Origin of the sequence: Candidatus Syntrophocurvum alkaliphilum (genome assembly GCF_009734445.1) — a bacterium.
Classification (GTDB): Bacteria; Bacillota; Syntrophomonadia; order Syntrophomonadales; family Syntrophomonadaceae; genus Syntrophocurvum; species Syntrophocurvum alkaliphilum.
Window position 1 is genome coordinate 2,164,805 of sequence record NZ_CP046457.1, and the last position, 26,944, is coordinate 2,191,748.

28 protein-coding genes and 1 pseudogene are annotated in these 26,944 nt (G+C 32.9%); 24 read left to right on the forward strand and 5 right to left on the reverse strand.

Going from position 1 to position 26,944, the window contains the following annotated elements:
- Position 1 precedes the first annotated feature (1 nt).
- On the forward strand, positions 2 to 1,501 hold the full coding sequence (locus SYNTR_RS10420; protein ID WP_197079111.1) for an S-layer homology domain-containing protein: 1,500 nt from the start codon (positions 2 to 4) through the stop codon (positions 1,499 to 1,501).
- A 295-nt stretch (positions 1,502 to 1,796) separates the two neighbouring features.
- On the opposite strand, the gene SYNTR_RS10425 is transcribed toward SYNTR_RS10420, so the two are convergent.
- Positions 1,797 to 2,141: a hypothetical protein gene (locus tag SYNTR_RS10425; protein ID WP_156204448.1), complete on the reverse strand. Its 345-nt coding sequence runs from the start codon at positions 2,139 to 2,141 to the stop codon at positions 1,797 to 1,799.
- 73 nt (positions 2,142 to 2,214) lie between these two features.
- Here SYNTR_RS10425 and argS point away from each other — a divergent pair, with 73 nt between their 5' ends.
- The 16 genes from argS (at position 2,215) to SYNTR_RS10505 (ending at position 18,711) form a co-directional block, all read left to right on the forward strand.
- Positions 2,215 to 3,897 (forward strand): arginine--tRNA ligase, encoded by a 1,683-nt coding sequence (gene argS, locus SYNTR_RS10430; RefSeq protein ID WP_156204449.1) that lies wholly within the window; start codon positions 2,215 to 2,217, stop codon positions 3,895 to 3,897.
- An 11-nt stretch (positions 3,898 to 3,908) separates the two neighbouring features.
- Positions 3,909 to 4,133, forward strand: a complete 225-nt coding sequence (locus tag SYNTR_RS10435) for a DNA-directed RNA polymerase subunit delta (protein WP_156204450.1) — start codon at positions 3,909 to 3,911, stop codon at positions 4,131 to 4,133.
- An 18-nt stretch (positions 4,134 to 4,151) separates the two neighbouring features.
- Positions 4,152 to 4,790 (forward strand): MBL fold metallo-hydrolase, encoded by a 639-nt coding sequence (locus SYNTR_RS10440; protein ID WP_156204451.1) that lies wholly within the window; start codon positions 4,152 to 4,154, stop codon positions 4,788 to 4,790.
- A gap of 59 nt (positions 4,791 to 4,849) precedes the next feature.
- The gene (locus tag SYNTR_RS10445) at positions 4,850 to 6,451 is read left to right on the forward strand and encodes a CTP synthase (RefSeq protein WP_156204452.1); all 1,602 of its coding nucleotides are present in this window, start codon (positions 4,850 to 4,852) and stop codon (positions 6,449 to 6,451) included.
- A gap of 257 nt (positions 6,452 to 6,708) precedes the next feature.
- A complete protein-coding gene (locus SYNTR_RS10450; RefSeq protein WP_156204453.1) occupies positions 6,709 to 7,767 on the forward strand; it encodes a lipid II:glycine glycyltransferase FemX in 1,059 nt (352 codons plus the stop codon).
- An 8-nt stretch (positions 7,768 to 7,775) separates the two neighbouring features.
- Complete coding sequence (gene alr / locus SYNTR_RS10455; RefSeq protein ID WP_156204454.1) at positions 7,776 to 8,939, forward strand: alanine racemase; 1,164 nt, start codon at positions 7,776 to 7,778, stop codon at positions 8,937 to 8,939.
- Positions 8,936 to 9,829: a signal peptide peptidase SppA gene (sppA, locus tag SYNTR_RS10460; RefSeq protein WP_156204455.1), complete on the forward strand. Its 894-nt coding sequence runs from the start codon at positions 8,936 to 8,938 to the stop codon at positions 9,827 to 9,829. Before alr ends, sppA begins: the two co-directional genes overlap by 4 nt.
- Before the next feature lie 17 nt (positions 9,830 to 9,846).
- The gene (locus SYNTR_RS10465) at positions 9,847 to 10,446 is read left to right on the forward strand and encodes a YIP1 family protein (RefSeq protein WP_156204456.1); all 600 of its coding nucleotides are present in this window, start codon (positions 9,847 to 9,849) and stop codon (positions 10,444 to 10,446) included.
- Between the two features lie 58 nt (positions 10,447 to 10,504).
- A complete protein-coding gene (locus tag SYNTR_RS10470) occupies positions 10,505 to 10,867 on the forward strand; it encodes a response regulator (RefSeq protein WP_156204457.1) in 363 nt (120 codons plus the stop codon).
- 346 nt (positions 10,868 to 11,213) lie between these two features.
- Entirely contained in the window at positions 11,214 to 12,068 is an 855-nt protein-coding gene (locus tag SYNTR_RS10475) for a class II fructose-1,6-bisphosphate aldolase (protein WP_156204458.1), read from the forward strand.
- 16 nt (positions 12,069 to 12,084) lie between these two features.
- Positions 12,085 to 12,726, forward strand: a complete 642-nt coding sequence (gene fsa, locus SYNTR_RS10480; RefSeq protein WP_156204459.1) for a fructose-6-phosphate aldolase — start codon at positions 12,085 to 12,087, stop codon at positions 12,724 to 12,726.
- Between the two features lie 21 nt (positions 12,727 to 12,747).
- Positions 12,748 to 13,734 carry a class II fructose-bisphosphatase gene (gene glpX / locus SYNTR_RS10485; protein WP_156204460.1) on the forward strand — a complete coding sequence of 329 codons (987 nt, stop codon included), beginning with the start codon at positions 12,748 to 12,750 and terminating at the stop codon, positions 13,732 to 13,734.
- 391 nt (positions 13,735 to 14,125) lie between these two features.
- Positions 14,126 to 15,406: a transcription termination factor Rho gene (gene rho, locus SYNTR_RS10490; RefSeq protein ID WP_156204461.1), complete on the forward strand. Its 1,281-nt coding sequence runs from the start codon at positions 14,126 to 14,128 to the stop codon at positions 15,404 to 15,406.
- Positions 15,407 to 15,498: 92 nt separating this feature from the next.
- On the forward strand, positions 15,499 to 16,374 hold the full coding sequence (locus tag SYNTR_RS10495; protein ID WP_156204462.1) for a peptidoglycan DD-metalloendopeptidase family protein: 876 nt from the start codon (positions 15,499 to 15,501) through the stop codon (positions 16,372 to 16,374).
- A gap of 85 nt (positions 16,375 to 16,459) precedes the next feature.
- Positions 16,460 to 17,710 (forward strand): radical SAM family protein, encoded by a 1,251-nt coding sequence (locus SYNTR_RS10500; RefSeq protein WP_156204769.1) that lies wholly within the window; start codon positions 16,460 to 16,462, stop codon positions 17,708 to 17,710.
- Between the two features lie 32 nt (positions 17,711 to 17,742).
- The gene (locus SYNTR_RS10505) at positions 17,743 to 18,711 is read left to right on the forward strand and encodes a 3'-5' exoribonuclease YhaM family protein (protein ID WP_156204463.1); all 969 of its coding nucleotides are present in this window, start codon (positions 17,743 to 17,745) and stop codon (positions 18,709 to 18,711) included.
- A 106-nt stretch (positions 18,712 to 18,817) separates the two neighbouring features.
- Here the strand turns inward: SYNTR_RS10505 and SYNTR_RS10510 are convergent, their stop codons facing one another.
- Genes SYNTR_RS10510 through SYNTR_RS10525 form a run of 4 tightly spaced genes read right to left on the reverse strand, consistent with a single transcriptional unit; the run spans position 18,818 to position 21,211 of the window.
- Positions 18,818 to 19,138 carry a YbjQ family protein gene (locus SYNTR_RS10510; protein ID WP_156204464.1) on the reverse strand — a complete coding sequence of 107 codons (321 nt, stop codon included), beginning with the start codon at positions 19,136 to 19,138 and terminating at the stop codon, positions 18,818 to 18,820.
- Between the two features lie 14 nt (positions 19,139 to 19,152).
- Positions 19,153 to 19,941 carry a hypothetical protein gene (locus SYNTR_RS10515; RefSeq protein ID WP_156204465.1) on the reverse strand — a complete coding sequence of 263 codons (789 nt, stop codon included), beginning with the start codon at positions 19,939 to 19,941 and terminating at the stop codon, positions 19,153 to 19,155.
- Positions 19,941 to 20,819 (reverse strand): ABC transporter ATP-binding protein, encoded by an 879-nt coding sequence (locus tag SYNTR_RS10520; protein ID WP_197079112.1) that lies wholly within the window; start codon positions 20,817 to 20,819, stop codon positions 19,941 to 19,943. The genes SYNTR_RS10515 and SYNTR_RS10520 overlap by 1 nt, the downstream gene beginning before the upstream one ends.
- Positions 20,820 to 20,821: 2 nt before the next feature.
- On the reverse strand, positions 20,822 to 21,211 hold the full coding sequence (locus tag SYNTR_RS10525) for a GntR family transcriptional regulator (protein ID WP_197079113.1): 390 nt from the start codon (positions 21,209 to 21,211) through the stop codon (positions 20,822 to 20,824).
- A gap of 313 nt (positions 21,212 to 21,524) precedes the next feature.
- On the opposite strand from SYNTR_RS10525, the gene rpmE reads away from it, so the two are divergent.
- The 7 genes and pseudogenes from rpmE to rpiB form a co-directional block, all read left to right on the forward strand.
- The gene (rpmE, locus tag SYNTR_RS10530) at positions 21,525 to 21,728 is read left to right on the forward strand and encodes a 50S ribosomal protein L31 (protein ID WP_156204468.1); all 204 of its coding nucleotides are present in this window, start codon (positions 21,525 to 21,527) and stop codon (positions 21,726 to 21,728) included.
- 451 nt (positions 21,729 to 22,179) lie between these two features.
- Positions 22,180 to 23,247 (forward strand): peptide chain release factor 1, encoded by a 1,068-nt coding sequence (prfA, locus tag SYNTR_RS10535; RefSeq protein ID WP_156204469.1) that lies wholly within the window; start codon positions 22,180 to 22,182, stop codon positions 23,245 to 23,247.
- Between the two features lie 11 nt (positions 23,248 to 23,258).
- Positions 23,259 to 24,110 (forward strand): peptide chain release factor N(5)-glutamine methyltransferase, encoded by an 852-nt coding sequence (gene prmC / locus SYNTR_RS10540; RefSeq protein ID WP_156204470.1) that lies wholly within the window; start codon positions 23,259 to 23,261, stop codon positions 24,108 to 24,110.
- Positions 24,111 to 24,187: 77 nt separating this feature from the next.
- Entirely contained in the window at positions 24,188 to 25,093 is a 906-nt protein-coding gene (locus tag SYNTR_RS10545) for an L-threonylcarbamoyladenylate synthase (protein ID WP_243140285.1), read from the forward strand.
- 18 nt (positions 25,094 to 25,111) lie between these two features.
- Positions 25,112 to 25,699, forward strand: a complete 588-nt coding sequence (locus tag SYNTR_RS10550; protein WP_156204472.1) for a manganese efflux pump MntP — start codon at positions 25,112 to 25,114, stop codon at positions 25,697 to 25,699.
- 14 nt (positions 25,700 to 25,713) lie between these two features.
- Positions 25,714 to 26,181: a low molecular weight protein arginine phosphatase gene (locus SYNTR_RS10555; RefSeq protein WP_156204473.1), complete on the forward strand. Its 468-nt coding sequence runs from the start codon at positions 25,714 to 25,716 to the stop codon at positions 26,179 to 26,181.
- Positions 26,182 to 26,557: 376 nt separating this feature from the next.
- Positions 26,558 to 26,929, forward strand: a pseudogene (rpiB, locus tag SYNTR_RS11655) (ribose 5-phosphate isomerase B); the annotation flags it as partial.
- Positions 26,930 to 26,944: the final 15 nt, after the last annotated feature.

Sequence of the window (26,944 nt, forward strand, 5' to 3'; positions counted from 1 at the left end):
AGTGAGAAAATTTCTAGCTTTGATTTTAATAATTGGATTAATAATTATCCCAATGCCATTAGTAGCAGCTCCGTTAGGATTTTCCGGAGGGGTTAATGATGAGTATGAGTATTCAGAGGTTATATTCATATCTGGCGAACCTATTAAAATGACAGGTACTTACACTAAAAATGAAAGAATGCGCGGTGAAGAAAAATCTATTAATTATCGTTTTAATCTAAGTGCAGAGGATAGATCTATAGATGCAAGTTTAGACAGAAGGGCAACTTATACCATTACATATAAAGAGCATAGTGATAAAGGACAAACTATAGCGGATACTGAAGCTACTACAATGCGTGAAACCATTAATATTGGCTCAGACCGTTATGTTTTAGATGATTATCAGTTTTCCAAGTCAGAAGTTATAGATAATCGTCCCGCAGCTGATTTTTATTCGGGTACTTTGAATGCTAGAAAAACTTATGATATTAATCGAGGAGAAGGTAGGGCTGTAATAGAAACTAGTGGTGGAACTGTAGGTTATGAAAATTTTTGGGGTTCAACGGAAACTCAGATAATAGACTACATTGTTAATGTAGAAAGGGAAATAGAAGGCGAAGATGATGAAGATGAAGGGCAAACAGTAAAATGGGATGGTACATATAATGTAAGTGTATCAGATAGTATGAGTAAAAGTATCCGTTATTCAGATAATCAAGCAACTCACTCAACTTTTGACGGTGGACACATGAGAGTAACTAACAGTGAAATGGTTTCACGTTATGAGTACAATCTACCACGAATGAACGACAATATACCTAATAATAATTCTAGAATTCGGGGAGAAATAGAACTAGATAAGCAAAAACTGCCTAAAATTGAGCGGTTAATATTACCTAAATTCAGGGATATAGGAGGGCATTGGGCAGAAGAAGATATAAAAAAATTATATTCATTAGATGTATTTAAGGATGATTCACAGTTTTTCTTACCCGATGTTCCCATGAGTAGGATGGATTTTACTAGAGCAATAATAAGGTCATGTGATATTGAAATAGAGGATCCTGAAGAGAATACTAGGTTTAGGCGTCAAGAAGAGCCTGAAGAGTCACCATTTGTAGATATACAAACTGAAGATAGTAATTATTTATATGTAAGAGAAGCTCTGAATAGAGGAATTATAAATGGAGTTTCTGAAGAAAGGTTTGATCCAGATGGTGAGCTAACTAGAGCGCAAGCAATAGTTATATTGATAAGAGTATTAGGCTTTGAGCATAATGCACCTACACCGGGATACTATACTAATTTTAATGATGATGCTCATATACCTGATTGGGCTAAAGATAGTATTTATGTTGCCAGTGAAATAGGATTGGTTCAAGGGGATAGTAATAATAGAATTAATCCTAATCAAACCATGACTAGAGCAGAAGCATCAACAATGATAATAAGGTTTTTAAACTTCCTCGAAAGTGATTTACAGCAAGACTATAGAGAGCAAATTATATTATATAATTAAATATTTATAAAAAACATTAGCAGAGATAACATTCATTGTATGACAATAGCAGAATGAAATCTCTGCTATAGTACATAGTTATAACTTTTTCAGTAGAGTCAATACTGAAGGTGTTTAAATGACTTGTATTACTTGGCAAGTATATGGGGAAACTAGAAGAAGAAAGTGGGAGCAAATAAAAATTTTTGAATTATTTTGTTTATTTGCTTTTCGAGTTATAATATTAAAGATAAAATCTAAATAGATAATCCTTTTACCTTAATAAAAGGATTGCTATAATGTGTATTTGAGGTAACTATACGGAGGCATTATTTCTTTTTAAAATTTTAAAAGCATCTAAAGCTTTATTTTTGTCAGTTATAACTGTAAGAAGATAAGAATAACTGCCACCGCTATTATTTCCAGCCATACTACTTGACAAATGGCTTCCCATCAAAGATTTATTCTGGTAAGTGCTATAACTTGTAGCTGAAGAAAGATTTTCTAAATTATAATAAGTGTTTACATCAGGGTGATTAGATATATTGTTTATTTGTATATCAGTATAGCCCTGTTGTTTTAGTTCATCTATAGCTTTTGAAGCATCAGAATATGTTGTGAAATAAGCTAATAGAGATCTTTCGCCTATATTTAGTTGCATTTTTATCACCATCCTTTAGTTATAGCTTTACCAAAAAATATTTAAATATAATTAAAAGTTAAGGAGGGTTAAATTGAATCCAATTCAAGAAATAAAAAGAGAAATCTCAAACAAAATTATAAATGCTTTAAAAACAGCTAAAAGCGAAGATCTATTAAACTTTGAAACAATCCCGGAATTTGTAATAGAAGTGCCAAGAGACAAAGAGCATGGAGATTTTGCGGTAAATGTTGCAATGCTTTTAGCGCGCCAGGCTAAAATGGCACCTCGAAAAATAGCTGAAATTTTAGTACAAAAAATTAATATTGAAAGCAATTCCCATATAGCAAAAGTAGAAATAGCAGGTGCAGGTTTTATTAACTTTTTCCTTAATAATAATTGGCTATATTCTGTGCCTAAAACGGTATTGAATATGGGGGAACAATATGGGAAAAATGAGAACAAAACAAAAAAAGTACAGGTAGAATTTGTTAGTGCTAATCCAACCGGTAATTTGCATATGGGAAATGCGCGTGGTGGTGCAATAGGAGATACTTTAGCTAATGTACTAGAAAGAGCTGGCTATGAGGTTGAGCGCGAATTTTATATCAATGATGCGGGAAACCAAATAGAAATATTTACAAATTCATTAGAGGCTCGTTACTATCAACTTTTAGGATATGATGTTAAGTTTCCTGAAGAAGGGTATGCTGGTCAAGACGTAGTAGATACAGTGCGAAATATTATAAAAATGTACGGAGACAAGCTTGTCGAATTAGATGCAGATACTAGACGTAAATCCATAACAGAATTTGCCCTGGAAGAGAAAATAAGCTATATAAAAGAAACATTAGAAAAGTTTGGCATTAAATATGATGTCTGGTTTAGTGAAAAAGAATTACATGAAAATAAAAAAATAGATGAAGTTATAAGCTACTTAAAAAGCAAAGAATATATTTACGACAATGAAGGTGCTTTATGGTTTAAGTCTACAAAATTTGGAGATGAAAAAGATGAAGTTGTTATTAGAGCAAATGGTGTACCCACATATTTTGCTGCTGATATTGCATACCATATAAATAAATTTGAAAGAGGCTTTAACTGGGTAATAAATATATGGGGTGCTGATCATCATGGACATGTTGCTCGAATGAAGGGAGCTGTTGAGGCCGTAGGCTATAATCCAGAGCAATTAGACATTGTGTTAATGCAATTGGTTAGACTTTATCGCAACGGTGAAATTGTTCGCATGTCAAAAAGAACAGGAACCTTAATAACACTAGATGAATTAATAGACGAAGTTGGTAAAGATGCAGCTAGATTTTTCTTTGTAATGAGAAGTCCAGATAGTCATCTAGATTTTGATCTTGAATTAGCTAGAAAACAAAGCCAGGAAAACCCCGTTTATTATGTACAGTATGCTCATGCTAGAATATGTAGCATTTTTAGACAGGCTGATAATATTGGGGTGAAGTTAAAACCTATAGAAAACATAAGCTTTGAACTATTAAAAGAGGAAGAAGAACTAAACTTACTTAGAAAAATATCTGATTTTCCTGAAGAAATAGAAGCTTCAGCACGTTCTTTAGCCCCTCATAAAATTGCTAGATATGTTTTAGATTTAGCAGCCTTATTTCATAGCTTTTATAACAATCACCGAGTTCTTAGTGAAAACGAAGAGCTTCAAGATGCTCGTTTGATGTTAATGAATATAACTAGAATAACAATAAAAAATTCGCTAGATATATTAGGGGTAAATGCTCCTGAACAAATGTAGGAGGGATTAGAATGATTATAAGCAAAAAAAGTGAAGCAGATTGGGCAGTTGAGATACTTAGAGAGAAAAAAGAAGCCATGTTTTATAGAGATTTGATTTTAGAAATAACTAAAAAAATGGAGCGTAAAGTCGATGACTTTACCTTAACATCAATTCATACAAGACTAAATCTTGATAATAGATTAGTTTATCAAGGTGAAGGTTATTGGTACTATGATAATAATAAAGTGAGATAGGAGTGTTAATATAAAAGAATGAAAATTGAATGGTTAGGACATGCATCTTTTTATATACAAACTAATGGAAAGAGAATAACTACTGATCCTTTTGATGAAAGATTAGGTTATCCAGTATATGGTTTAGAGTCTGACTTAGTTACTATAAGTCATGAGCATTGGGACCATAATGCAGATTATGCAGTTAAAGGTAGTCCTATAGTTGTTAGAAAAGATGGAATTTCTAAATTTGATGATATGAGTATTACAGTACAAGGTTTCCAATCATATCATGATAAAGTTAAAGGACAAGCTCGAGGATTCAATACTATATATAAAATTTCATCTGAAGATATTGAAGTTTTGCATTTAGGTGATCTAGGACATCTATTGACAAAAGAGGAAGTAATTCAGATTGGTAATGTGGATATACTTCTTATACCAGTAGGTGGTACATATACAATAGATGCTAATGAAGCATATGAATTAGTTAATTTTATTAATCCTAAAGTAGTTATCCCAATGCATTTTAAAACGCCACATTTAAAACTAGATATTGACTATGTAGAAAAATTTATTCAAAAATACAACAAAGTTATTAAAAAACCATATCTAGAAGTTAGCAAAAATGATATAAGTGATGAAATGCAAATTATAGTTTTAGATTATTTAATTTAATTTTTTTTGATTTTCAAGTGTTTGTAACAATTAGTTTTGGGAAAGAGAGGGGCTAGTTAGTGGCTAAGCATATATTTGTAACAGGGGGAGTGGTTTCTTCTTTGGGGAAAGGAATCACTGCTGCATCATTAGGTAGATTACTAAAAAGCAGAGGACTTAAAGTATATTTACAAAAATTTGATCCCTATATAAACGTAGACCCAGGAACTATGAGTCCATATCAGCATGGTGAAGTATATGTTACTGAAGATGGTGGTGAAACAGATTTAGATGTTGGACATTATGAACGGTTTGTTGATGTAAAACTTACTAGGTATTCTAATGTTACTACAGGCAAAATATATCAAGCAGTTCTTGACAAGGAACGTAGGGGCGATTATTTAGGGCAAACAGTCCAAGTGATACCTCATATAACTAATGAAACAAAAGAAAGAATGTTAATGGCCGAAAGAGAGTACAATCCAGATGTAATAATAACCGAAATTGGTGGAACGGTTGGAGATATTGAATCTTTACCTTTTATGGAAGCTATTCGTCAGCTTAGAGCAGATTTGGGTAGAGATAAAGTTATGTATATACACGTAACGTTAGTACCATACATTAAAACAGCTGCCGAGCTTAAGACTAAGCCAAGCCAACATAGTGTAAAAGAACTTAGAAGCATTGGTATTCAACCAGATATTTTGGTTTGTAGAACTGAACACTATATATCAGAAGATGTAAAAGCTAAATTGGCTTTATTTTGTGATGTTCACAAAGAAGCTGTAATTCAATTAAGGGATGCAGCTTCGATTTATGAAGTTCCTTTAATGCTTGCTGAAGAAGGCTTAGATCGTGAAGTTATAAAACGCTTAGAACTCCAATGTCATGAACCAGATATGGATGAATGGAGAGAGTTAGTAAATAAAATAAAACAAATTAACAAACAGGTGAATATAGCTCTTGTCGGCAAGTATGTTGAGCTCCCAGATGCTTACTTAAGTATAGCGGAATCATTAAACCATGCAGGTTTTTACTATAATAGTGATATTAATATAAAGTGGATAAATGCTGAGGATATAGAACGAGAAGGTCCAGACAAATTATTAGATGATATTGACGGGATATTAGTTCCCGGAGGCTTTGGAGAGCGAGGTATTGAGGGAAAAATAGAAACCGCAAGATATGCTAGAGAGAACAATATGCCATTTTTTGGCATATGCTTAGGTTTGCAATGTGCTATTATTGAATTTGCTAGAAATAAATGTAAACTTCAGGGTGCAAATAGTTGTGAATTTGATCCTGATACACCATATCCAGTTATATATCTTATGCCAGAGCAGGAGAAGGTAGAAAAAAAGGGAGGGACTATGAGATTAGGGGGATATACATGTAGATTAGTTCCTGATACCTATACTTATGACATTTACCAAGAACAGGAAGTAGTAGAGAGACATAGACATAGATATGAAATTAATAATGACTATAAAGATATTTTGACTGAAAAAGGCTTAAAAATTAGTGGAATTAATCCAAAAAGAGATTTGGTCGAAATAGTGGAATTGCCGGAACATCCATGGTTTGTTGGCTGTCAATTTCATCCTGAGTATAAATCAAGACCTAATAGACCACATCCATTGTTCTTAGGCTTTATAAAAGCAGCAGTTGAAAAAAGAGGTTAGCATAAAATTAAATAGGCTATATTGTAAGAGGATATATGCTTAATTTGTAAGCAGTATCCTCTTTGTATTTTTCTAAGCTGTGTAAATAGGTCTTGTATATAATCACTTCTAATATAACCACTCTAATTAACTTAGAGCTCCATATAAAAATATATCAAAATTTTAACATCCAATTACCAAAAACAACCAATACTGGTAATTGGATATTTTTTTATAAACTGGTGAGACTATATAAGAAAAATATAAGGGAGAAATCTATGTTTAATACACGAATTATAGATGAAAAAGAAAGAGTAAGGTTTAATGAATTTATACATAGCCATCCTAAAGGACACTTTCTACAAACTTATGAATGGGGACAAGTAAAAAAAGCTATGGGCTGGACTCCATTACCATTAGTTTTAGAGGAAGATGAGCAAATTAGAGGTGCATTACTTATTTTAAAAAGAGATTTACCTATTCCTGGTATTGCCAGGTCAATTTTTTATTCCCCTAGAGGGCCAGTTGTTGATATAGATAATGAAGAATTATGTAAAATTTTATTTGATGGCGCTAAAAGGGTGGCAGATGATCATGGTGCAATTTTTTTAAAGATAGATCCAGATGTAGAAAGTTCAAATGGTCGTTTTCAACAGATATTAATGAATAGAGCGTTTAAAAAAAATGAGACGGGATTAGATTTTGAAGGGGTGCAACCCAATTATGTTTTTAGGCTTGATATTACTCCGTCAGAAGAAAATTTACTTAAAAATATGCATTCTAAGACACGCTATAATATTAGACTAGCTAAAAAAAGAGGGGTAAAGATAAAAGAAGCTGAGAGTAAAGAAGACCTTCTGGTTTTTTATTCTATTTTAGAAGAAACTGCAAAAAGAGATAAGTTTCTTATAAGAGGCTATGAATATTTTGAAATAATTTGGGATCAAATGATAGAAAATAACTATGCGAAAATATTTTTTGCTGAATATGAAGGTACGACAATCTCAGCCTCATTAGCTTTAATATTGGGAAATAAAGTTTGGTATTTATATGGTGCATCTAGTAATGAATATCGTAATGTTATGCCAAACTATTTGATTCAGTGGGAAATGATAAGGTGGGCAAAAGAACAAGGCTGTTCAATTTATGATTTTCGAGGGGTGTCAGGAGATTTAGATGAGAGTAATCCTCTTTATGGTTTATATAGGTTTAAAAAGGGCTTTAATGGCGACCTAGTTGAGTTTGTTGGTGAATGGGACAGGGTTTATTCTCCGTTTTTTTATTTTCTTTGGAGAAATGTACTACCTCTATACTTAAAAATAACTAGGAGGAATTAGATAGCCATATGTTATCTAACAAATGGATAGAAATAGATTCTGATGCTATAAAAAACAATTTAGAGCAAATTAGATTTCGTCTTGCAAATAAAGCAAAATTAATAGCTGTAGTAAAAGCTAATGCCTATGGACATGGACTAGTTGAAACAGCCCAAATTTTAAGTGAAAACGGAGTAGATTTTTTTGCTGTAACTTACTTAGATGAAGCTTTGGAGCTTAGAAAAGCAAATATAAAAGGAGACATTCTAATTTTTAGTCCACTTATTGATAAACAAAATATAAAGGAAGCTATTAAACACAAGTTAACATTAAGTATAACATCATTATGGGATGCTCAAATGATATCTAAATTAGTAATGTATGATAATTTAGTGAAAGTGCACATAAAATTAGATACAGGACTAGGACGTTTTGGATTTTCATTAAAAGAAACTAAAGAAATTTGCGATACATTAAAGGAAAATAGCAATATACATATAGAAGGAATATATACCCATATGGCAGAAGGTGGGTTGAAAAAATCCTCATATACCAAAAAGCAGTATAGACAATTTACAGAAGCTATAAGAAAATTAGAAGTAGAGGAAAACCTTACCTTTAATCTTAAGCATTGTGCTAATAGTGCTGTTTTTTTAAATTATGAAGAGATGTGGCTTGATGCTGTAAGGATAGGTACATTAATTTCAGGGCAATTACCAGTCGGGGTGAAAGATAACAGCATAGAATTAGTTGATCCTTATGTATTTAAAACAAAAGTTATAGCAATTAAACAGCTTGAGCGTGGAAAAACGATTGGTTACTTTAGGTCATATAAATTAACTAAAAATGCCAAAATTGCAGTTATTCCAGTAGGATTTAATGACGGACTTGCAGTGGATGTAGTTAATAAGCCTATGAGTATTTTCGATATTTTAAAAGGTACTATTAAACAAATTCTACGGTATTTTCATTTTTGGCCTGTTTGTCTTTATGCAAAAATTAATGGATGTACATACCCTATACGTGGGAAAGTTTTTATGCAAATGGCATTAATTGAAATACCGATTAACCACGAAGTTAAATTAGGGAACATAGTGGAGGTTCCAATAAGAAAAACTATAGCATCGTCTCAGATTCAACGAATAATAATTAATGATAGAAAAAGCCGTTTTAAGAAAGGAGCGATATCTTGAAAAAGAACTTAGTTGTGGGTGTTGTAATAGTATTTTTAGTATTGATGGGGGCTTTAGCTGTTTTTGGGGATAGAACTCAAACAGCTCAAACTGGTACGGGAGATACTATTGCAGTTATAGAAATTGAGGGCATGATAACTGGTAGCAACGTGGGTAGTCTAATTGGTACTCAACCTAGTACAGTAAGAAGTATATCATCTGCTATTAGGCAAGCTAAGACTCGAGATGATGTTAAGGCTGTTGTATTACGCATAAATAGTCCAGGTGGTACAGCAGGAGCTTCTCAAGAAATAGGGATTGAGCTTGATAAACTAAGAGATAGCGGAAAGCCAGTTATAACATCAATGGGTGATGTTTGTGCTTCTGGAGGGTATTGGTTAGCATCAAGTACGGACCATATAGTAGCTAATGGTACTACTATTACAGGAAGTATAGGTGTAATTATGGAAGTTACAAATATGGAAGGATTATTTGAGATGCTAGGCATTGAAAGCGAAGTATTTAAAAGCGGAGAGTTTAAGGATATGGGTTCACCAACAAGAGAAATGACAAGTCCAGAAAGAGAACTTATACAAGGAATGATTGATGATACTTATGATCAATTCTTAGAACACGTAAAACAAGGTAGAGAAGGTCACATTGAAGAAGATGAGCTTTTAGCAATTGCTGATGGTAGGATATTTACAGGAAGGCAAGCTCATGAGTATGGGTTGGTTGATAGTTTGGGTAATTATTATGATGCTATAGAGGTTGCACGCGAATTAGCCGAAATTGAACCTGACCCAATGGTTGAAGTTTTAACAGAACAAGATTTTTGGGGTAGGTTTTTTACAATGTCTAAACTATTAGACATATTTGATGACAACAATTTTCCCGAACTAAGAATTTAAAATTAGGAGGTTGAGCATTGTCTTTAACTGATAGATTGTATGGAATAATTTTTGAACCAGCAAAAACGCTTAAAATAATTAGTGAGGAAAAACCTGTTTCACAAGCATTAATTGTATTTTTAGTGGTAATTATTTTTAATGCTGTGGTAAATCAGAGTATTGATAGTGTGGTTGGGAATAATAATGTTCATCAACTAGCAGCTATTCAAGATTTTGTTTGGATTTTTAGTTTATTTGCAATTATAATTGCGGTGGTATTATTGTTTGTTCAAGCCGGATTATATTCATTATTAGGAGATGTTATATATTCTCAACAAAATGGAAGAGGATTATTAGCTTCATTAAGTTTTGCTCATGTACCTGGTGTTTTGGGTCCAGCTTTATATTATGCAGGTGTTTTAGCCGGAATAAACTGGTTGGGTGCTATACTTTCACTAGCGGTATCTATTTGGGTACTTATATTGCAGGTATTAGCTGTTAGGGAATCACTAGGATTATATACCTATCAAGCTGTATTTATCTTCTTACTACCAGTGTTAGTGATGATTTTACTATTAGTTGTTATATTAGTAGTGTTATTTTCAGTGTTACCATTAACAGGAATTAATCCATTTTAAGAAGGATAAATTATAGTACCTGTAGAAATAATTGTAAAAAGCTCCTGAGGAGGTACATATGAGCAAGAGTATTTTGATTGTAGATGACCAAAAAGGGGTAAGAAGGCTTTTAGAAGAACTTTTTAGAAAAGAAGGATTTTCTGTTATAGCTGCCGTTGATGGTTTAGAAGCAATTAAAAAAAATATTGAAAGTAATCCAGATTTAATTTTAATGGATATGAAAATGCCTAATATGAATGGTTTAGAAGCTTCTGAACAGATTTTAACAAATGATAAAGAAAAACTGATAGTTATGATGACTGCATACGGGGAAATGGAAATAGTAAAAGAAGCATTAGAAATAGGTGTTAAAAAATGTATAACAAAACCATTTGATATTATGGAATTAAAAGATATGGTAGAAAATTTATTAGTTTCATAATACTTAAAAACTAACTTAGGAAGTGATGAACAAAGTAATGATTCTGCTGCAAAAAGTAACTACAAACAAAAGGCTGAGCAAACATGTTTTTCTAAGTCCCGAATAGCAAGGCGTGGTGCATAGATCACGGCTAAGTATAAATAAATTTTACTTTAGATAATAAGTGCTAAGCAAAAATGAAGATAAAGACCGATGAGCGGCGTGATAAACATGTTTGCTCAGCCGATTCCATACTCTAAGTTTAGCTTTTTGCAGTGGAATCAGTAATTAATTTTTAAAAAAATGAGATATTTGCTTTATATTTTATATATAAATTATATGGAAAAAAAGATAAGAGGTGATGGATATGGCACTAGTACCTGTAAACGATCTTTTATTTAAAGCTGACAAAGAAGGATACGCTGTAGGAGCATTTAATGCAAATAATATGGAAATTGTACAGGCGATAGTAGAGGCTGCAGAACAAGAGAATTCCCCAGTTATAATGCAAGCAAGTCAAGGTGCAATAAAATATGCTGGTTTAGAATATATTACTGGTATGGTTACTATAGCAGCTAAAGCAGCTAATATTCCTGTAGCATTACACTTAGACCATGGCACTGATTTTGAACAAGTTATAAAATGCATTAGAAGTGGATTTAGTTCAGTAATGTATGATGGTTCAAAATTACCATTGGAGGAAAACATAGCTATGACCAACAAGGTTCTTGAAATAGCAAGACCAATCAATGTATCAGTTGAAGCAGAATTGGGGAAGATAGGTGGAACAGAGGATGATGTACATGTAGCCGATAAAGATGCAACATTTACTGACCCAAATGAAGCAAAATACTTTGTAGAAAAGACAGGTATAGAAAGTCTTGCAATTGCTATAGGAACTGCACACGGACAATATAAAGGTGAGCCAAAGCTTGATTTTGAGAGACTAGAAAAAATTAAAAACTTAATAAAAATACCCATAGTATTGCACGGTTCTTCAGGGGTTCCAGATGAAGCAATCCAAAAATCTATAAAATTAGGGATATGTAAGGTTAATATAGATACTAATATTAGAGAAGTATTTGTTAATGAAATGAAAAAAGTTGTTAGTGAAAAAACTTCGGAAATTGATCCCCGCAAAATTTTAGGTCCCGCAAAGGAAGCGACTGTTGAACTTATACGAGAAAAAATGAGGGTTTTTGGTAGCTCAAATAAAGCATAAATGGAGGTTTGATTTTTTGAGAATTTTTATTGATTCTGCTAATATAGAAGAGATAAATGAAATTAATCAAATGGGATTTCTAGAAGGTGTAACAACTAATCCTAGCTTAGTAGCAAAGGAAAAAAGAGATTATTCTCAAGTTATAAAAGAGATATGTGAAATTGTTGATGGACCTATTAGTGCAGAGGTAATAAGCTTAAATTATAATGAAATGGTTGAAGAAGCTAAAAAGTTAGCAGCTATTCACTCTAATGTTGTAATAAAAATTCCCATGACACAAGAGGGATTAAAAGCTATTAAAACCTTAAACGAATTGGAAATACAAACTAATGCAACTTTAGTTTTTTCAGCTAACCAAGCTTTGTTAGCTGCTAGAGCAGGAGCAAGTTTTGTTAGTCCTTTTTTGGGGAGAATAGATGACCATGGAAATAGTGGTTTAAACGTATTAGATGATATAATGATAGTATTTGATCAATATATGATTGAAACAGAAGTTATTTCGGCTAGTATAAGGCATCCTATGCATGTCGTAGAATCTGCTAAACTAGGCTCGCATATTGCTACCATACCTTATAAAATTATCAAACAAATGATATCGCATCCTCTTACGGATTTAGGAATAGAGAAATTTTTAAGTGACTGGAAACAGGCATTTTAGTTAAAATACGGAGGGTTTTGTATGGAAAGAGAATTAGCTTTAGAGTTTGCAAGGGTAACTGAAGCTGCTGCCCTTGCTGCTGCTCGTTGGGTCGGTAAAGGAAACAAAGATTCAGCCGATGAAGCTGCTGTTACAGCTATGAGGGTTATGTTTGATACAGTATCGGTAGATGGTACAGTAGTAATAGGGGAAGGAGAAATGGATGAAGCTCCTATGCTTTTTATAGGAGAAAAAGTTGGGTTAGGTGTACCTCCTGCTGTAGATATTGCAGTTGATCCATTAGAAGGTACAACAATTGTTGCTAAAGGAATGCCCAATGCTATAGCTGTATTAGCAGTTGCTCCACAAGGATCTTTGCTTCATGCTCCTGATATGTATATGAATAAAATAGCTGTAGGTCCCGAAGCGAAGGGACGTATATCTCTTGAAGCACCTGTTAAGGAAAATATTCAAGAAGTAGCTAAAGCCTTAGACAAATCAGTGAGTGAAGTTACCGTAGTTATTTTAGATCGTCCTCGTCATGAAACAATAATTGAAGAGATTAGAAGTGCAGGAGCAAGAATAAGGTTAATAAGTGATGGGGATATATCACCAGCAGTTGCTGCTGGTTATGGCAATACAGAGGTTGATATACTAATGGGTATAGGTGGAGCACCTGAAGGTGTAATTACTGCAGCTGCATTAAAGTGTATGGGTGGAGATTTTCAAGCAAAGCTAAGACCCGAAAATGATGAAGAAAAACAAAGATGTAAAGAGATGGGGATTAGTGATATTAATAAAATCTTTACCATAGACGAACTAGTAAAATCAGATGATGCTATTTTTGTAGCAACTGGAATTACAGATTCTTTTTTATTGAAAGGGGTAAGATACTCAAAAAGAAGGGCAATAACTGAAACTATTGTTATGAGAAGCACATCAGGTACAATTAGACACATACAGGCTAATCATGATCTTAATAGAAAACCATTGTTTAAGGATAACCGTATTAAGTTAAAAATGGATTAAAGTATAATTTTATTTTGTTAATCCTGTTAAGGAGCCTACCTTAGCCATCAAAATACAAGGTCAAATCTAAAAAAATTTAAGATTAGGTTTAGTTTTGCTGCTAAAAGCAATACTTCCTCATAGAAGGATAAATAAACTTTCGCTAACTCATTTCACTTACCAGGTTTTGCTTATGATGTTTTTAGATTATAGATTTTTTGCAGTCAAAACTGGCCGATAAAATAGCTAATTTAGAGTGTAAACTTAAAGCTTTGCAAAAATAGTGGGTAAGTCTATAATGCCTGTAAGCTACATAAAAACTTACAGGTGTACATTTGACTTATATTATGTAATCATACATGGGTTCGCTTTTTGCAACAAATTAAAGGTGTAAAAAAGAGAGGAGGAAAAAATGAATATCTCTGAACTAGATAATAAAACAATGTTAGAACTTTATCAAATCGCTAGGGAGTTAAACCTATCAGGATACTCACGTTTACGCAAAAAGGAACTGGTTTTCGAAATTACCAAAGCGGTAACCCATTCTGATCAATTACTTACTGCCCAAGGGGTATTAGAAATAATGCCTGATGGCTATGGGTTTTTAAGGCCTTTTGCATATTTGCCTAGCAAGGATGATATTTATGTATCTCCGTCACAGATTAGGAAATTTGACTTACGAACTGGTGACAGGGTAAGTGGACAGGTTAGATCACCAAAAGATAATGAGCGTTTTTTTGCTATGTTAAAGGTACAATCTGTAAACAACTTTCCCCCTGAAGATTCAGTAAAAAGGATTTATTTTGATAGTCTCACTCCTTTGTATCCAACTGAGAAGCTTAAATTAGAAACAGAATCTAAAGAATTGTCTACTCGAATGATTGATTTAGTTTCTCCTATAGGTAGGGGACAGCGTGGTTTAATAGTTGCTCCCCCTAAAGCTGGTAAAACTATGCTATTACAAAAAATAGCCCAAGGCATAACAAAAAACCATCCCGATGTTGAAGTTATAATTTTACTAGTTGATGAAAGGCCTGAAGAAGTTACAGATATGCAGCGGTCAACACAATGTGAAGTAGTTTCTTCTGCATTCGATGAACCACCAGAAAATCATGTTAAAGTAACTGATATGGTACTAGAAAGAGCCAAAAGGCTAGTTGAACATAAAAAAGATGTGGTCATTTTAATGGATAGTATAACACGTCTAGGTAGAGCGCATAATTTAGTTATCCCTCCAAGTGGAAGAACCTTATCAGGTGGTCTAGATCCAGCCTCGTTGAATAAACCTAAAAGATTTTTTGGAGCAGCTAGAAATATAGAAGAAGGTGGAAGTCTAACCATAATTGCTACAGCTTTAGTGGAAACGGGTTCAAGAATGGATGAGGTTATTTTTGAAGAATTTAAAGGAACAGGAAATATGGAGCTAGTGTTAGATAGAAAGTTATCTGAACGTCGTATTTTCCCAGCTATAGATCTCAAGAGATCTGGAACTCGCAAAGAGGAACTTCTTTTTACAGATGAAGAAATGGACCTTATGTTGAACTTAAGGAATGCATTTAGTGAGTATAATAGTGTAGAAACTATGCAAATTATGATGGATACAATGAAAAAAACTAAATCAAATGATGATTTACTGAGGGCTGCTCCGATAGTATTTGGCAAAAAAGAATATGCAAAAAATGCATATCAATAGAATAATTGAATAAAAACCTCAAATAATGTTAATAATATAGGGCAATAAGCCCTATATTTTTTTTAATAAAGAAACGAGGTGAAAATAAGGTGATGAAAAGGTGGTTAACTGCCATTATAATATGCACCTTTATTTTTAGTTTAATTGTAAATCCAGCAGGTGCTAGACTTATAGAAGGTGGGTTTACTCCTTATTCTGATACAAAAGCTACTTCTACAGATAGTGGCATTAAAATGTACAAAGTAGAAAGTGGAGATACTTTATGGAGCATAGCATCTACTTATAATGTTAGTTTAGATGAAATAATGCTGATAAATAATATGGATGAAAGTACCGTACTTACTATTGGTCAGAGAATAGAAATACCTTACAGTAGGTCTCGGGTTCATGTTGTAGGAAAAGGAGAAACTATGTGGGAGATAGCAGATAGATATGGTGTAAGAGTAGATAAAATTTTACAGGCTAATACTGATAAATCTCCTACAAGACTAAGAGTGGGAGATAGACTGATAATTCCTGATAGCTCTTATAAGCTTGCAAGTACTAATAACAATTCTGTTGCTACTGCTTCAACATCAAGAGGTGTAACTACGGCTTCTAGTGGAATGGGATGGCCACTCGTGGGAACTATAACTTCCCCGTATGGTTGGAGAAATTCAGGGTTTCATCATGGGCTAGATATTGCCGGAAACATAGGAGACCCTATTAGAGCTGCTACTAGTGGGACAGTATCGTTTGTAGGCTATAAATCTCTTTATGGGAATACAGTAATTATAGATCATCCAAATGGTAGAAGTACTTTATATGCTCATGCGAGTACTTTTCATGTGCAAAATGGCCAACAAGTAGGTCAGGGTGATATTATTGCTGAGGTTGGAGTAACAGGAAGAACAACAGGTCCGCATGTGCACTTTGAAGTAAGAAAGAACGGGAATACTTATGACCCATTAAACTATTTGCGATACTAAAAGAAAAAAAGTCCCTTCTAAGGGACTTTTTTTATGGACAAAAATCCGTTAATCTATACTTATCTAAAAAAGGAAGGTATTGATGATGTACTGTAGTTTATTTGCTAATATGCGAGGAGAACTTTATGAAAATAAAAAATTTAAAATGCTAGGTCAAACAGGAACAAGTTGGGTTGAACCCGAAAAAGAAGAAATGATACCTCTTCCTAAAGGGGCTTCGATAGTTGCTATACCTAGCTTTATTCCAATTGGGCTTGTTAATGATGAAATTAGTTACTATGATATAAACCCAGAAAATCCTCAAGAAAAAATAACAGCGGTAGCAGCGCTCTTACCACAGGGGTTTACTAGGACTTTATTGCCGGCCTGTGTAAGTCCTAATAAAAATAATCGTTTACCCTTATTTGGATATTCTGCAGTAGGATTTAAAAACGATAATATTTATGTGGCAGCAGTAAAAACTGATGAGCATCGCAAGTGGCATCCTGTATATTACAATACAGATGGGTTACCTGCAAAGATTTCAAAAAAACTAAAAAAGTTTCCAAATAACCGTATTTTAAGACAATTAGCTAGGTGTTCCTTAGAATATAGTTGTTTTACAGCACAAAATATTTTCTATCAAAGGTGGGAAGGTGGAATTCCTACAATGACCTCTTGTAATGCAAATTGTATAGGCTGTATTTCTGAAAGTCATACTAGCTCGACCTCTCCACAAAACAGGATTGATTTTATACCTGAAGTTGAGGAAGTAGTTGATATAGGCTTAGAACATCTAGAAAATGCTCAAGAAGCAATAATAAGCTTTGGACAAGGTTGTGAAGGAGAACCTTCATTAAATGCAAAAAAATTATCTGAAACAATTAAGATAATACGCCAAAATACTAATAAAGGCACAATAAATATGAATACTAATGCAGGTTATACCGAAGGTATTAAAATGTTAAGTGATGCTGGATTAGATTCAATACGAGTAACTGTATTCTCCCTTAATGAAAAGCATTATAATATATATCATCAACCTATAAACTATAGCTTCTATGATGTAGAAGAATCTATTAAATATGCTCTTGATAGTGGCTTAAAAGTTTCGATTAATCTCCTAACATTTCCGGGTTTTACAGACAGAGATGAAGAAATAGAGTTTCTTTTAGAGTTTTTAAATAGATACCAAATAGATATGATACAGCTAAGAAATTTAAATATTGACGCTAATGAGTTATTGCAAAGATTTACGGCTGATTCTGATATATTAGGAATAGATAATTTTATTAATATATTAAAAAAAGAAATGCCTGATGTTAAAATAGGGTCATATTCACATCCAGTCAGGTAACTAAGGTGATTTTTGTAAAAGGAGTTGTAGGTTTGGACAAGAAAGGACCATATATAATACAAGAACTACGTGAAAAGTCTCAGGGTACACAAATATGGGGAAAGTATTTGATATTGGAGAAAGTTCAGAGAAAAACTAAAGATGGCAAAAACATGTTTAATCTAAAAATAGGTGATTCAAGTGGAGAAATAAATGTTGTAGTATGGGAAAATTGTGCGATTTCAGGGGCTTTAGAAGTAGGTGCTGTTATTGGGTTATTAGGAGATGTGGGGGTATATGCTAATAGAGTGCAAGTTACTGCTAGGAAAATGAAAGTATTAACTGATGAAGATCCCCTTGAATACCTAAAAGCGCCTAATATTTCTATTGATGACTTAGTATATAAATTAAACACTATGATAGACTCTATAAAAGATGACCATATAACAAATCTTATTAAGAGAATATTTACTACTGAATTAACCGAGGAATTTATTAAAGCTCCTGCGGCAAAAAAGATACATCACAACTATTCAGGAGGCTTGCTTGAACATACTGTTACAGTATGTGAGCTATGCTTAAAAACTTGTGAAACATATCCGATGTTAAACCGAGATCTACTAATTGCTGGAGCTATTTTACATGATATAGGAAAAATTGACGAGTACAATATTAAAGTAGTACCAGAATATACTGTAGAGGGTAGATTAATAGGTCATATAGTACTAGGGAATGAACTTATAACAAAAACAATTAATGAAATGAGAGCAGAAGGCATAGAATTTCCTCAAAAACTAGAATGGATGATAAAACATATGATTTTAAGCCATCATGGAGTATTAGAATATGGCTCCCCTGTAGTGCCACTATTTCCCGAAGCTTTCTTGCTTCACATGATGGATAACTTAGATGCTAAAATGTTTGTTTTTGATGAAAAAATTACAACCTCAGAAGGTGAGGACGAGTTTTTCACACCATATGACAGCTTTTTTGAACAGCTTTTCTTTAAATATCGTTATTAACTAAAGGTTGAGAAACTTTGTTTCCCTTATTTTAAAAAAAAGAAAGCCTATTTTGGCAGTGATATCAAATTGAAAAATTATAATTATAAAGAATAAGCCACTAGGCTTATTCTTTAGTTATGTGTACTGCAGTTCCATAAACTAGTACTTCTGCTGCTCCGCTCATTACTTGTGAACTGACAAAACGTACTGCTATTATGGCATTTGCTCCTTTTCTATCTGCTTGCTCAATCATACGGTTTTTAGCTTCCTCTCTAGCTTCATCAAGCATTTCACTATAACCTTTTAATTCTCCACCTACGAATCCTTTTAAAGTTGCAGCTATATCTCTTCCTAAATGCTTTGCCCTAATAGAGCTTCCTTTGACAATTCCATATACTTCAGTTACCTTATACCCTTTTAATTCATCAGTAGTGGTTACTAACATTTAAATTCCCCCTCTTAAAAATTTTTTTTAGAATAAATATACAAGTTTAAATAAAATAGCATCACAGTAAGAATTGCTATTACTATCATAGGTGCTATTGCAATTGTATTTAAGAAAAATATATTAGTGCCTACCATATAGCTATAAACATGTAGTTGTTGTAAGGCTTCAATCCTACCAGGTACAGAAAGCAGTATAAAAAATATAATTGAGCCAATTATTGGCCAAATCACATCTTTTGAAATAATTGATAACAATATAACTAACCCATATAGGAATATAGATACAATAGTCATTTGTAAAGAATACTTTAAAACTAATGCCCAGCTAAAACTATATTCATAATATGGAGCCAATATAGCAGGAAGACTACACCCGATTAAAATTAAAACTATGAGCATGCTTATACCAACAGAGATTTTGGTAAGAAAGACATTACCACGAGTCAAATTAGACAGTAAAAAACTATTTGTATCATTTTCATTTTCACGTGCAAATGTTGAAAATCCTAATAATATTATTCCTAGAAGAATTATTTGATAGAAATTTTTGCCGAACCATTGTGACCATACATATAAATCAATACTCTTCATAAGCTGTTGAATTTGCTCAATTAATAATTCGGGTGGCAAGTATCTAACTAAAATAGAATGTCTTAAAGCTGCCTCTATCTGGGTTATATCTACAAATCGTAAAAAGTAATCATAGTGAGCTAAAATAAAATAACCTAATCCAATTAATAAAGCTATCAAAAAAAGAAAACGATATTTTAAATCCCAAGCTTCTTTAAAAAAGAGGTTCACTAGTTTACCCTCCTTCCTTCAACAGAGTTTAGAAAGATGTCTTTTAGGTTTGGTTTTACTAACTCTGATCTAGGTAAAACATTCTGGAGCGTTGTTAGTTCTTTTTTGCTCCCTTTTAATAAAATATAATTATTATGTTCTTGAGTACGAATAGATGCAATTTTTATTGAGGTGCTTTTGAGTAAATCTAAATCGTCATTATTTAATACTATTAGTGATAGCTGTTCTTTAAGGTCATCTACATTGCCATTTAATATAATACTTCCGTTTTTTATAATAGCAGTAGAATCAGAAATCTCTTCTACTTCAGATATTTGATGTGAAGAAAAAACAATAGTTTTACCCTCTGTACTTTCATCTCTTACAACACTAAGCAACCGCTCTTGCATAACTGGATCAAGTCCTCTAGTAGGTTCATCAAGTATAAAAAGCTTAGCTGGCTTAGCAAAGGTAATTATTGTGTATAGCTGTGTTTTCTCTCCATAGGAAAGAGTAGATATTTTTTGTGTTGTTTTTAATGGAAAAAGAGTAAATAACTCATGTGCTTTTTTTATATCGAAATTTGGAACTACATTTTTAGCAAAATGAATCATCTGAGCAATAGACATGTTTTCATAAAGGTTCTTATTTTCTGGCATATAACTAATTAAACTATTTAAATTATTTCTGTCATTTGCATCATAGTTATAAACATTAACATTACCTTTGTAATCTTTTATTAGGTTTAATAAAATCTTTAAAAAAGTAGTTTTACCAGCTCCATTTGGCCCTAATAAACTAAAGATACTTCCTTCATTAATAACTAAATTGTTGATTGAGAGGTCAAATTTAGATTTATTGTAGGCTTTAGTTAAGTTAGTAACTTTAATTGCAGTCACTGTTATTCACCTCCATATATAGTATTAAGGGTTTCATCAATTAGTATTATTATTTCATTTTTGCTTAAATTATAATTTTTTGCTTTTGTCATTGTTTCTTCTAAATCAAACTTAACTTCTTCTTTAACTCTTTGCTTGAGTTCATCTTTGTCAGGCATTTTTATAAAATTTCCAACACCAGGGCGTGAGTATATGAACCCTTCTACCTCTAACTCTCGATAAGCTCTGGCAACTGTATTTGGATTTACCTTTAATTCCTTTGCAAGTTCCCGAATAGAAGGAACCATTTCATCTTTTTTTAGTAATCCAGCAAGAATACGGCTTTTATAACCACTTACAATTTGCTGATATACTGGTTCCCCTGAATGAAAATCGAGCTTTAGCCATATCAAAATACACACCCCTCCTACTGCACTAACTGTAATATCTATATTAATACAGTAAAACAAAAAAAGCAATACTGCTTTTTAATTTTAAATTCTTGATTATTGTTAATGAAAGCCAACGGCTTTCATTTTATAAAAAGGGAAACGAAATTTCCCAATTCAATTAAGAATTAAAAATTCATAATTGAAAATTAATAATCGCAGATTATTTATGACTCCTTGTATTTTAATGGGATTATTGATATAATTTTTTTGCGGTTTATTTATCTAGTTATTATTTATATATAAATAAACAATTACCTGAAAAGAGGTGAGATAAGTGAAAGCCAAAACACATCCAAAGTATATTAAAACTACTGCTAGATGTGCATGTGGCAATGAGTTTGAAACAGGTTCAACTAAAGAAAACATCAGAGTTGAAATTTGCTCACAATGCCATCCTTTTTATACCGGAAATAAGCAAAGATTAGTTGATACTACTGGAAGAGTTGATAAATTCAAGAAAAAGTACGGTTTAAAATAGTTTATAGCAGAGCAAAAGTCTCTGCTATTTTACTTATTATTTAATTTTGATTCTGCTGCAAAAAGTAACTACAAACAAGCTTAAGGCTGAGCAAACATGTTTATCTAAGTCCTTAAGTAGCAAGGCGTGGTGCATAGATCACAGCTAAGTATAAATAAAAAATCATTATAGATAATAAGCGCTAAGCTAAAATGAAGGTAAAGACCGATGAGTGGCGTGATAAACATGTTTGCTCAACCGATTCCATAGTCTAAGTTTAGCTTTTTGCAGTGGAATCAATTTTAAATTCTTAATAAATGAAATAGATAAAGAGCATGTAAAAAACCTAACTAAAGTATCCATTAAAAAATGGATTATAATTTCGTGGTAAATTATATGTTATTACTTAAATATTAAAAAATCTCGGTCTTACAGGAGCTGATTAATTAGTGTTTCAAGGAGGAATTTTTTAATGCTTCAAAAACTAGAAAGTCTTGAAGAACGGTATGAAGAATTGACCGAGCTTTTAAGTCAACCAGAAGTGATATCAGACCAATCCAAATTTCAAAAATATGCCAAAGCTCATGCGGACCTTAGTCCAATTGTGACTAGATATAGAGAGTATAGAACAGCTTTAGAACAACTAGAAGAAGCAAAACAAATGCTTAAAGAAGAGTCTGATGCTGAGTTTAAGGAAATGTTAACTGAGGAGATTACTGATCTTGAAAAGTCGATTCCTGAACTAGAAAATGAACTTAAAATTTTATTATTACCCAAAGATCCTAATGACGATAAAAATGTTATCATGGAAATTCGAGCAGGGACAGGTGGAGACGAAGCTGCGTTATTCGGTGCCGATTTATTTAGAATGTATTCCAAATACGCAGAGTTACAGGGATGGAAAACAGAGATACTTGAGTCACACTACACTGATATTGGGGGAATAAAGGAACTTGTTTTTGTTGTAGAAGGTAATGGTGCTTATAGCAAACTTAAATATGAATCAGGAGTACATCGTGTACAAAGGGTTCCATCAACTGAATCTGGTGGAAGAATACATACTTCTGCAGCAACTGTAGCAGTATTACCAGAAGCTGAAGATGTCGAAGTTGATATTGAACAAAATGATTTGAAGATAGATGTATATTGCTCTAGTGGACCAGGTGGACAGTCGGTTAACACGACTCAATCTGCGGTGAGAATAACACATTTACCCACTAATTTAGTAGTTACATGTCAGGACGAAAAATCACAGCATAAAAATAAAGCAAAAGCCTTAAGGGTTTTACGTGCTAGATTAAAGGAAGTAATTGAACAAGAAAAAAATGCGGAAGTAGCTGGAGAGCGTAAAAGTCAGGTAGGATCGGGAGACAGAAGTGAAAGAATACGTACTTACAACTTCCCACAGGGTAGGGTAAGTGATCATAGAATTAACCTTACCTTGCATAAACTAGATCATGTTTTAGAAGGAAACTTAGACGAAATCATCGATGCATTAATATCCTATGACCAATCAGAGAGAATGAAACAGGTAGATTAGGTGTGAATTAGATGAGTAGTAGTTGGAACATTAGACAACTTATAGATTGGACAACCCGGTATTTTAATGATATGGGTATTGAGGAACCACGCTTAGAAGCTGAGATTCTTTTATCCCATGTGTTACAAAGAAACCGGGTTTATTTGTATACAAATCATGAAGAACCTGTTAACCAACATGAAAGAACTTGCTATAGGGAATATATAAAAAGAAGGGCTAAAGGTGAGCCTGTAGCTTATATTACAGGTGTAAAAGAGTTTATGTCATTAGATTTTAAAGTTACACCAGATGTATTAATTCCACGTCCAGATACGGAAATATTAGTTGAAAATGTAATAATGCTTGCACAAAACAATAGTTCCATAAAAAAAATATGTGATGTGGGCACAGGTTCTGGTGCAATAGCTGTGAGCCTGGCTTTTTATCTTGAAGACAAGACTATTTATGCTTGTGATATTTCTGAAAACGCTATTGAGGTAGCTAAGCAAAATGCTCTAAATAACAATGTTTCTATAGAAACATTTGTGGGTGATTTATTAGAACCGGTTAAAAATCAAGCTAAATTTCATGTAATTACTGCAAACTTACCCTATATTTCTAAAGAAGAATACTTTAAGTTAGACAAACAAGTTATACAATTTGAGCCTAAACTGGCTTTATTAGCTGAAAAAGATGGATTAGAAGCTTATAGGGAGATGCTACCACAAGCATTAAACTTATTAGATGATGGTGGTTATATTTTTATAGAAATTGCATCTAATCAGACTGAAAAAGCTTTAGAACTGTTTAAGGGATTTAGTAGTATAGAAATTTTAAAGGATCTACCAGGTAGAGACAGAGTAATAAAAGCAAGAAAGGAGTAATTGCTTTTAAAACACAACATATAAAAATAAACAATTTAAAACCTGAAGAAAAAATAATAGATATCGCTACAAACACTATTAATAACGGGGATATAATAGCTTTTCCTACAGAAACAGTTTATGGAGTGGGGGGGCACTGTTTAAATAAGGAAGCTGCCAAAAAGGTTTTTGCTGCGAAAATGCGTCCTTTAGATAGTCCCTTATTAGTTCATGTAAGTACCATTGAGCAGGTAAATGAACTGGTTAATACTATACCTGAGGCAGCTAAGAAGCTAATGAATGAATTTTGGCCTGGACCACTTTCGATTATATTGCCATCTAAAGAGACTGTACCACCAGAAGTAACTGGTGGCAAAAAAACAGTTGGCTTAAGGATGCCAGCTCATCCTGTTGCTATTGCCCTAATAAACAAAACAGGTCCACTTGCAGCTACAAGTGCAAATTTATCAGGGCGTCCAAGCCCAGTTACTGCAGAACATGTGAAAAATGATTTAGAAGGTAGAATTCCCATAATCTTAGATGCAGGACCTACTGGTGTTGGTGTTGAATCAACAATTGTGGATTTAAGCACTTCTGAAACAACTATTTTAAGACATGGAGGGATAGATGAAGAAAAGATTAGAGAATGTTTAGAAGCTGAATATATAAATGTGGAAACCCAGGATTCTAGCTATCAAACCTTAATAAAAATAATTTTAGCTAAAAACATGAATGATTTTTATAAACTGATTGAAAATAATATAAGAAACAAGAAAAAAATAGGTGTTGTGCATAATAATATCATTAATACGAATAGTATTAAAAATGTATATAACAATTATCTAATTAACCTTGAAAAAAATACTGGGGAGCTATTTAGTTTGTTACGGGATGCGGAAACAAAAAAAGTAGAGGTTTTAATATTTGCGCCACTACCTGAAGATAAATTTGGTCTATCCTCAGCTTTAATAGAGCGAATTCGCAAAGCTACATCTAAAGAATAGAAGGAGAACTTCAATATTATGCATGAACAGCTAGTTACTATAATTATAATAGCTGTAATTCTTGGAGCCGATGCCTTTTCTCTTTCCTTGGGCATGGGGCTAAAAGGTGTTACTAGATCTTATGAGTTTAAATTTGCTGCTATTGTAGCAGCTTTTCATGTTGCAATGCCTTTAATTGGCTTAAACTTAGGTATGGTTGCTGGGAACCTATTAGGTCAATGGGCTGCTTGGATTGGTGCACTAATTTTAGCTTATATAGGTTTTGACATGTTTCGTAAAGGTTTTAATGAAATTCGACCCCAGTCCTTTAAGTTTAGTGAAGCAAAATCAATATTAGACGTAGATGTCAAAGATACTAAGAATAATTGGGTTGGTATTTTTATACTAGCTGGCTCCGTTAGTGTTGATGCTTTAACAGTTGGATTTAGTCTTGGAACTGCACAAATGCCGATAGCTATAACTGTAATAATAATGGGTTTGGTAGCAGGTATTATGACTATTTTAGGCTTTCGGGGAGCTCGTATATTTAGTAGAATAATAGGGAGTTATGCTCAATTAATTGGTGGAATTATTTTATTAGCATTAGCTGTAATGATGGTTATCTAAAGGGGGGGAGTATTATGAAAACAGTATTATTTGTATGTACTGGGAATACTTGTAGAAGCCCTATGTCTCAAGCCCTCTTTTTAAAGTATCTTAGGCAGAGTTCGTTAAATTCTAATGACTTTAAGGTGTATTCGGCAGGAATATATGCTATGGATGGTATGCCTGCTTCTGAAGAAGCGATAAAAACACTAGAAAAAGAAGGAATAGATTTGTCTAATCACCAATCAAGGGTGATAGATGATAAATTAATAAAAAAAGCAGATCTTATTTTAACAATGACAAGAAATCACAAAGAACTGCTTATTGATCAATACCCTTATAAAGCCGACTATATATTTACTCTAAGTGATTATTCTCAGGATATTGAAGAAGATGTAGTAGACCCGTTTGGTCAAGATAGACAAGCATATTATGAATGTTACTTGCAACTAAAGGGTTTAATACAAAAAACAATAAAAAAACTTATAAATAATAGTTATTAATTTTTAATTCTTAATTTTTAGATTATGGTTAAGAAAGCAGGGCTTTCTTTTGGTATTAAAATAAAAAGGGAAACTGCGTTACCCTACAATAATTAAGAATTCAAAATTGATTCTGCTGCAAAAAGTAACTACAAAGAACTTAAGGCTGAGCAAACATGTTTATCTAAGTCCTTAAGTAGCAAGGCGTGGTGCATAGATCACGTCTAAGTATAAATAAATTTTACTTTAGATAATAAGTGCTAAGCAAAAATGAAGATAAAGACCGATGAGCGGCGTGATAAACATGTTTGCTCAGCCGATTCCATAGCCTAAGTTTAACTTTTCGCAGTGAAACCAAAATTTAAAATTCAAAATTAAATAATATTGAGGTGGAAACATGCTTTTGGTTTTAGGTAGTGATCATGCTGGAGTAGAATTAAAAGAGTACCTTATAGGTCTTTTAACAGAAGAGGGCTACGAAATAATTGACTGTGGTACAAACACTACTGATTCAGTTGATTATCCAGATATAGCAGAAAAAGTTGCACAAGAAGTTTTGGATAAAAACATATTAGGAATACTTATTTGTGGGACAGGCATAGGGATTTCTATAGCTGCTAACAAATTAAATGGCATTAGGGCAGCTGCTTGTCATGATATTTATACTGCGCGCTTAAGTAGAGAGCATAATAATGCAAATATTTTAACTGTTGGATCTAGGGTTATTGGTCCAGGTCTTGCTTGGGAGATAATAAAAACTTTTATAGATACAAAATTTCAAGCA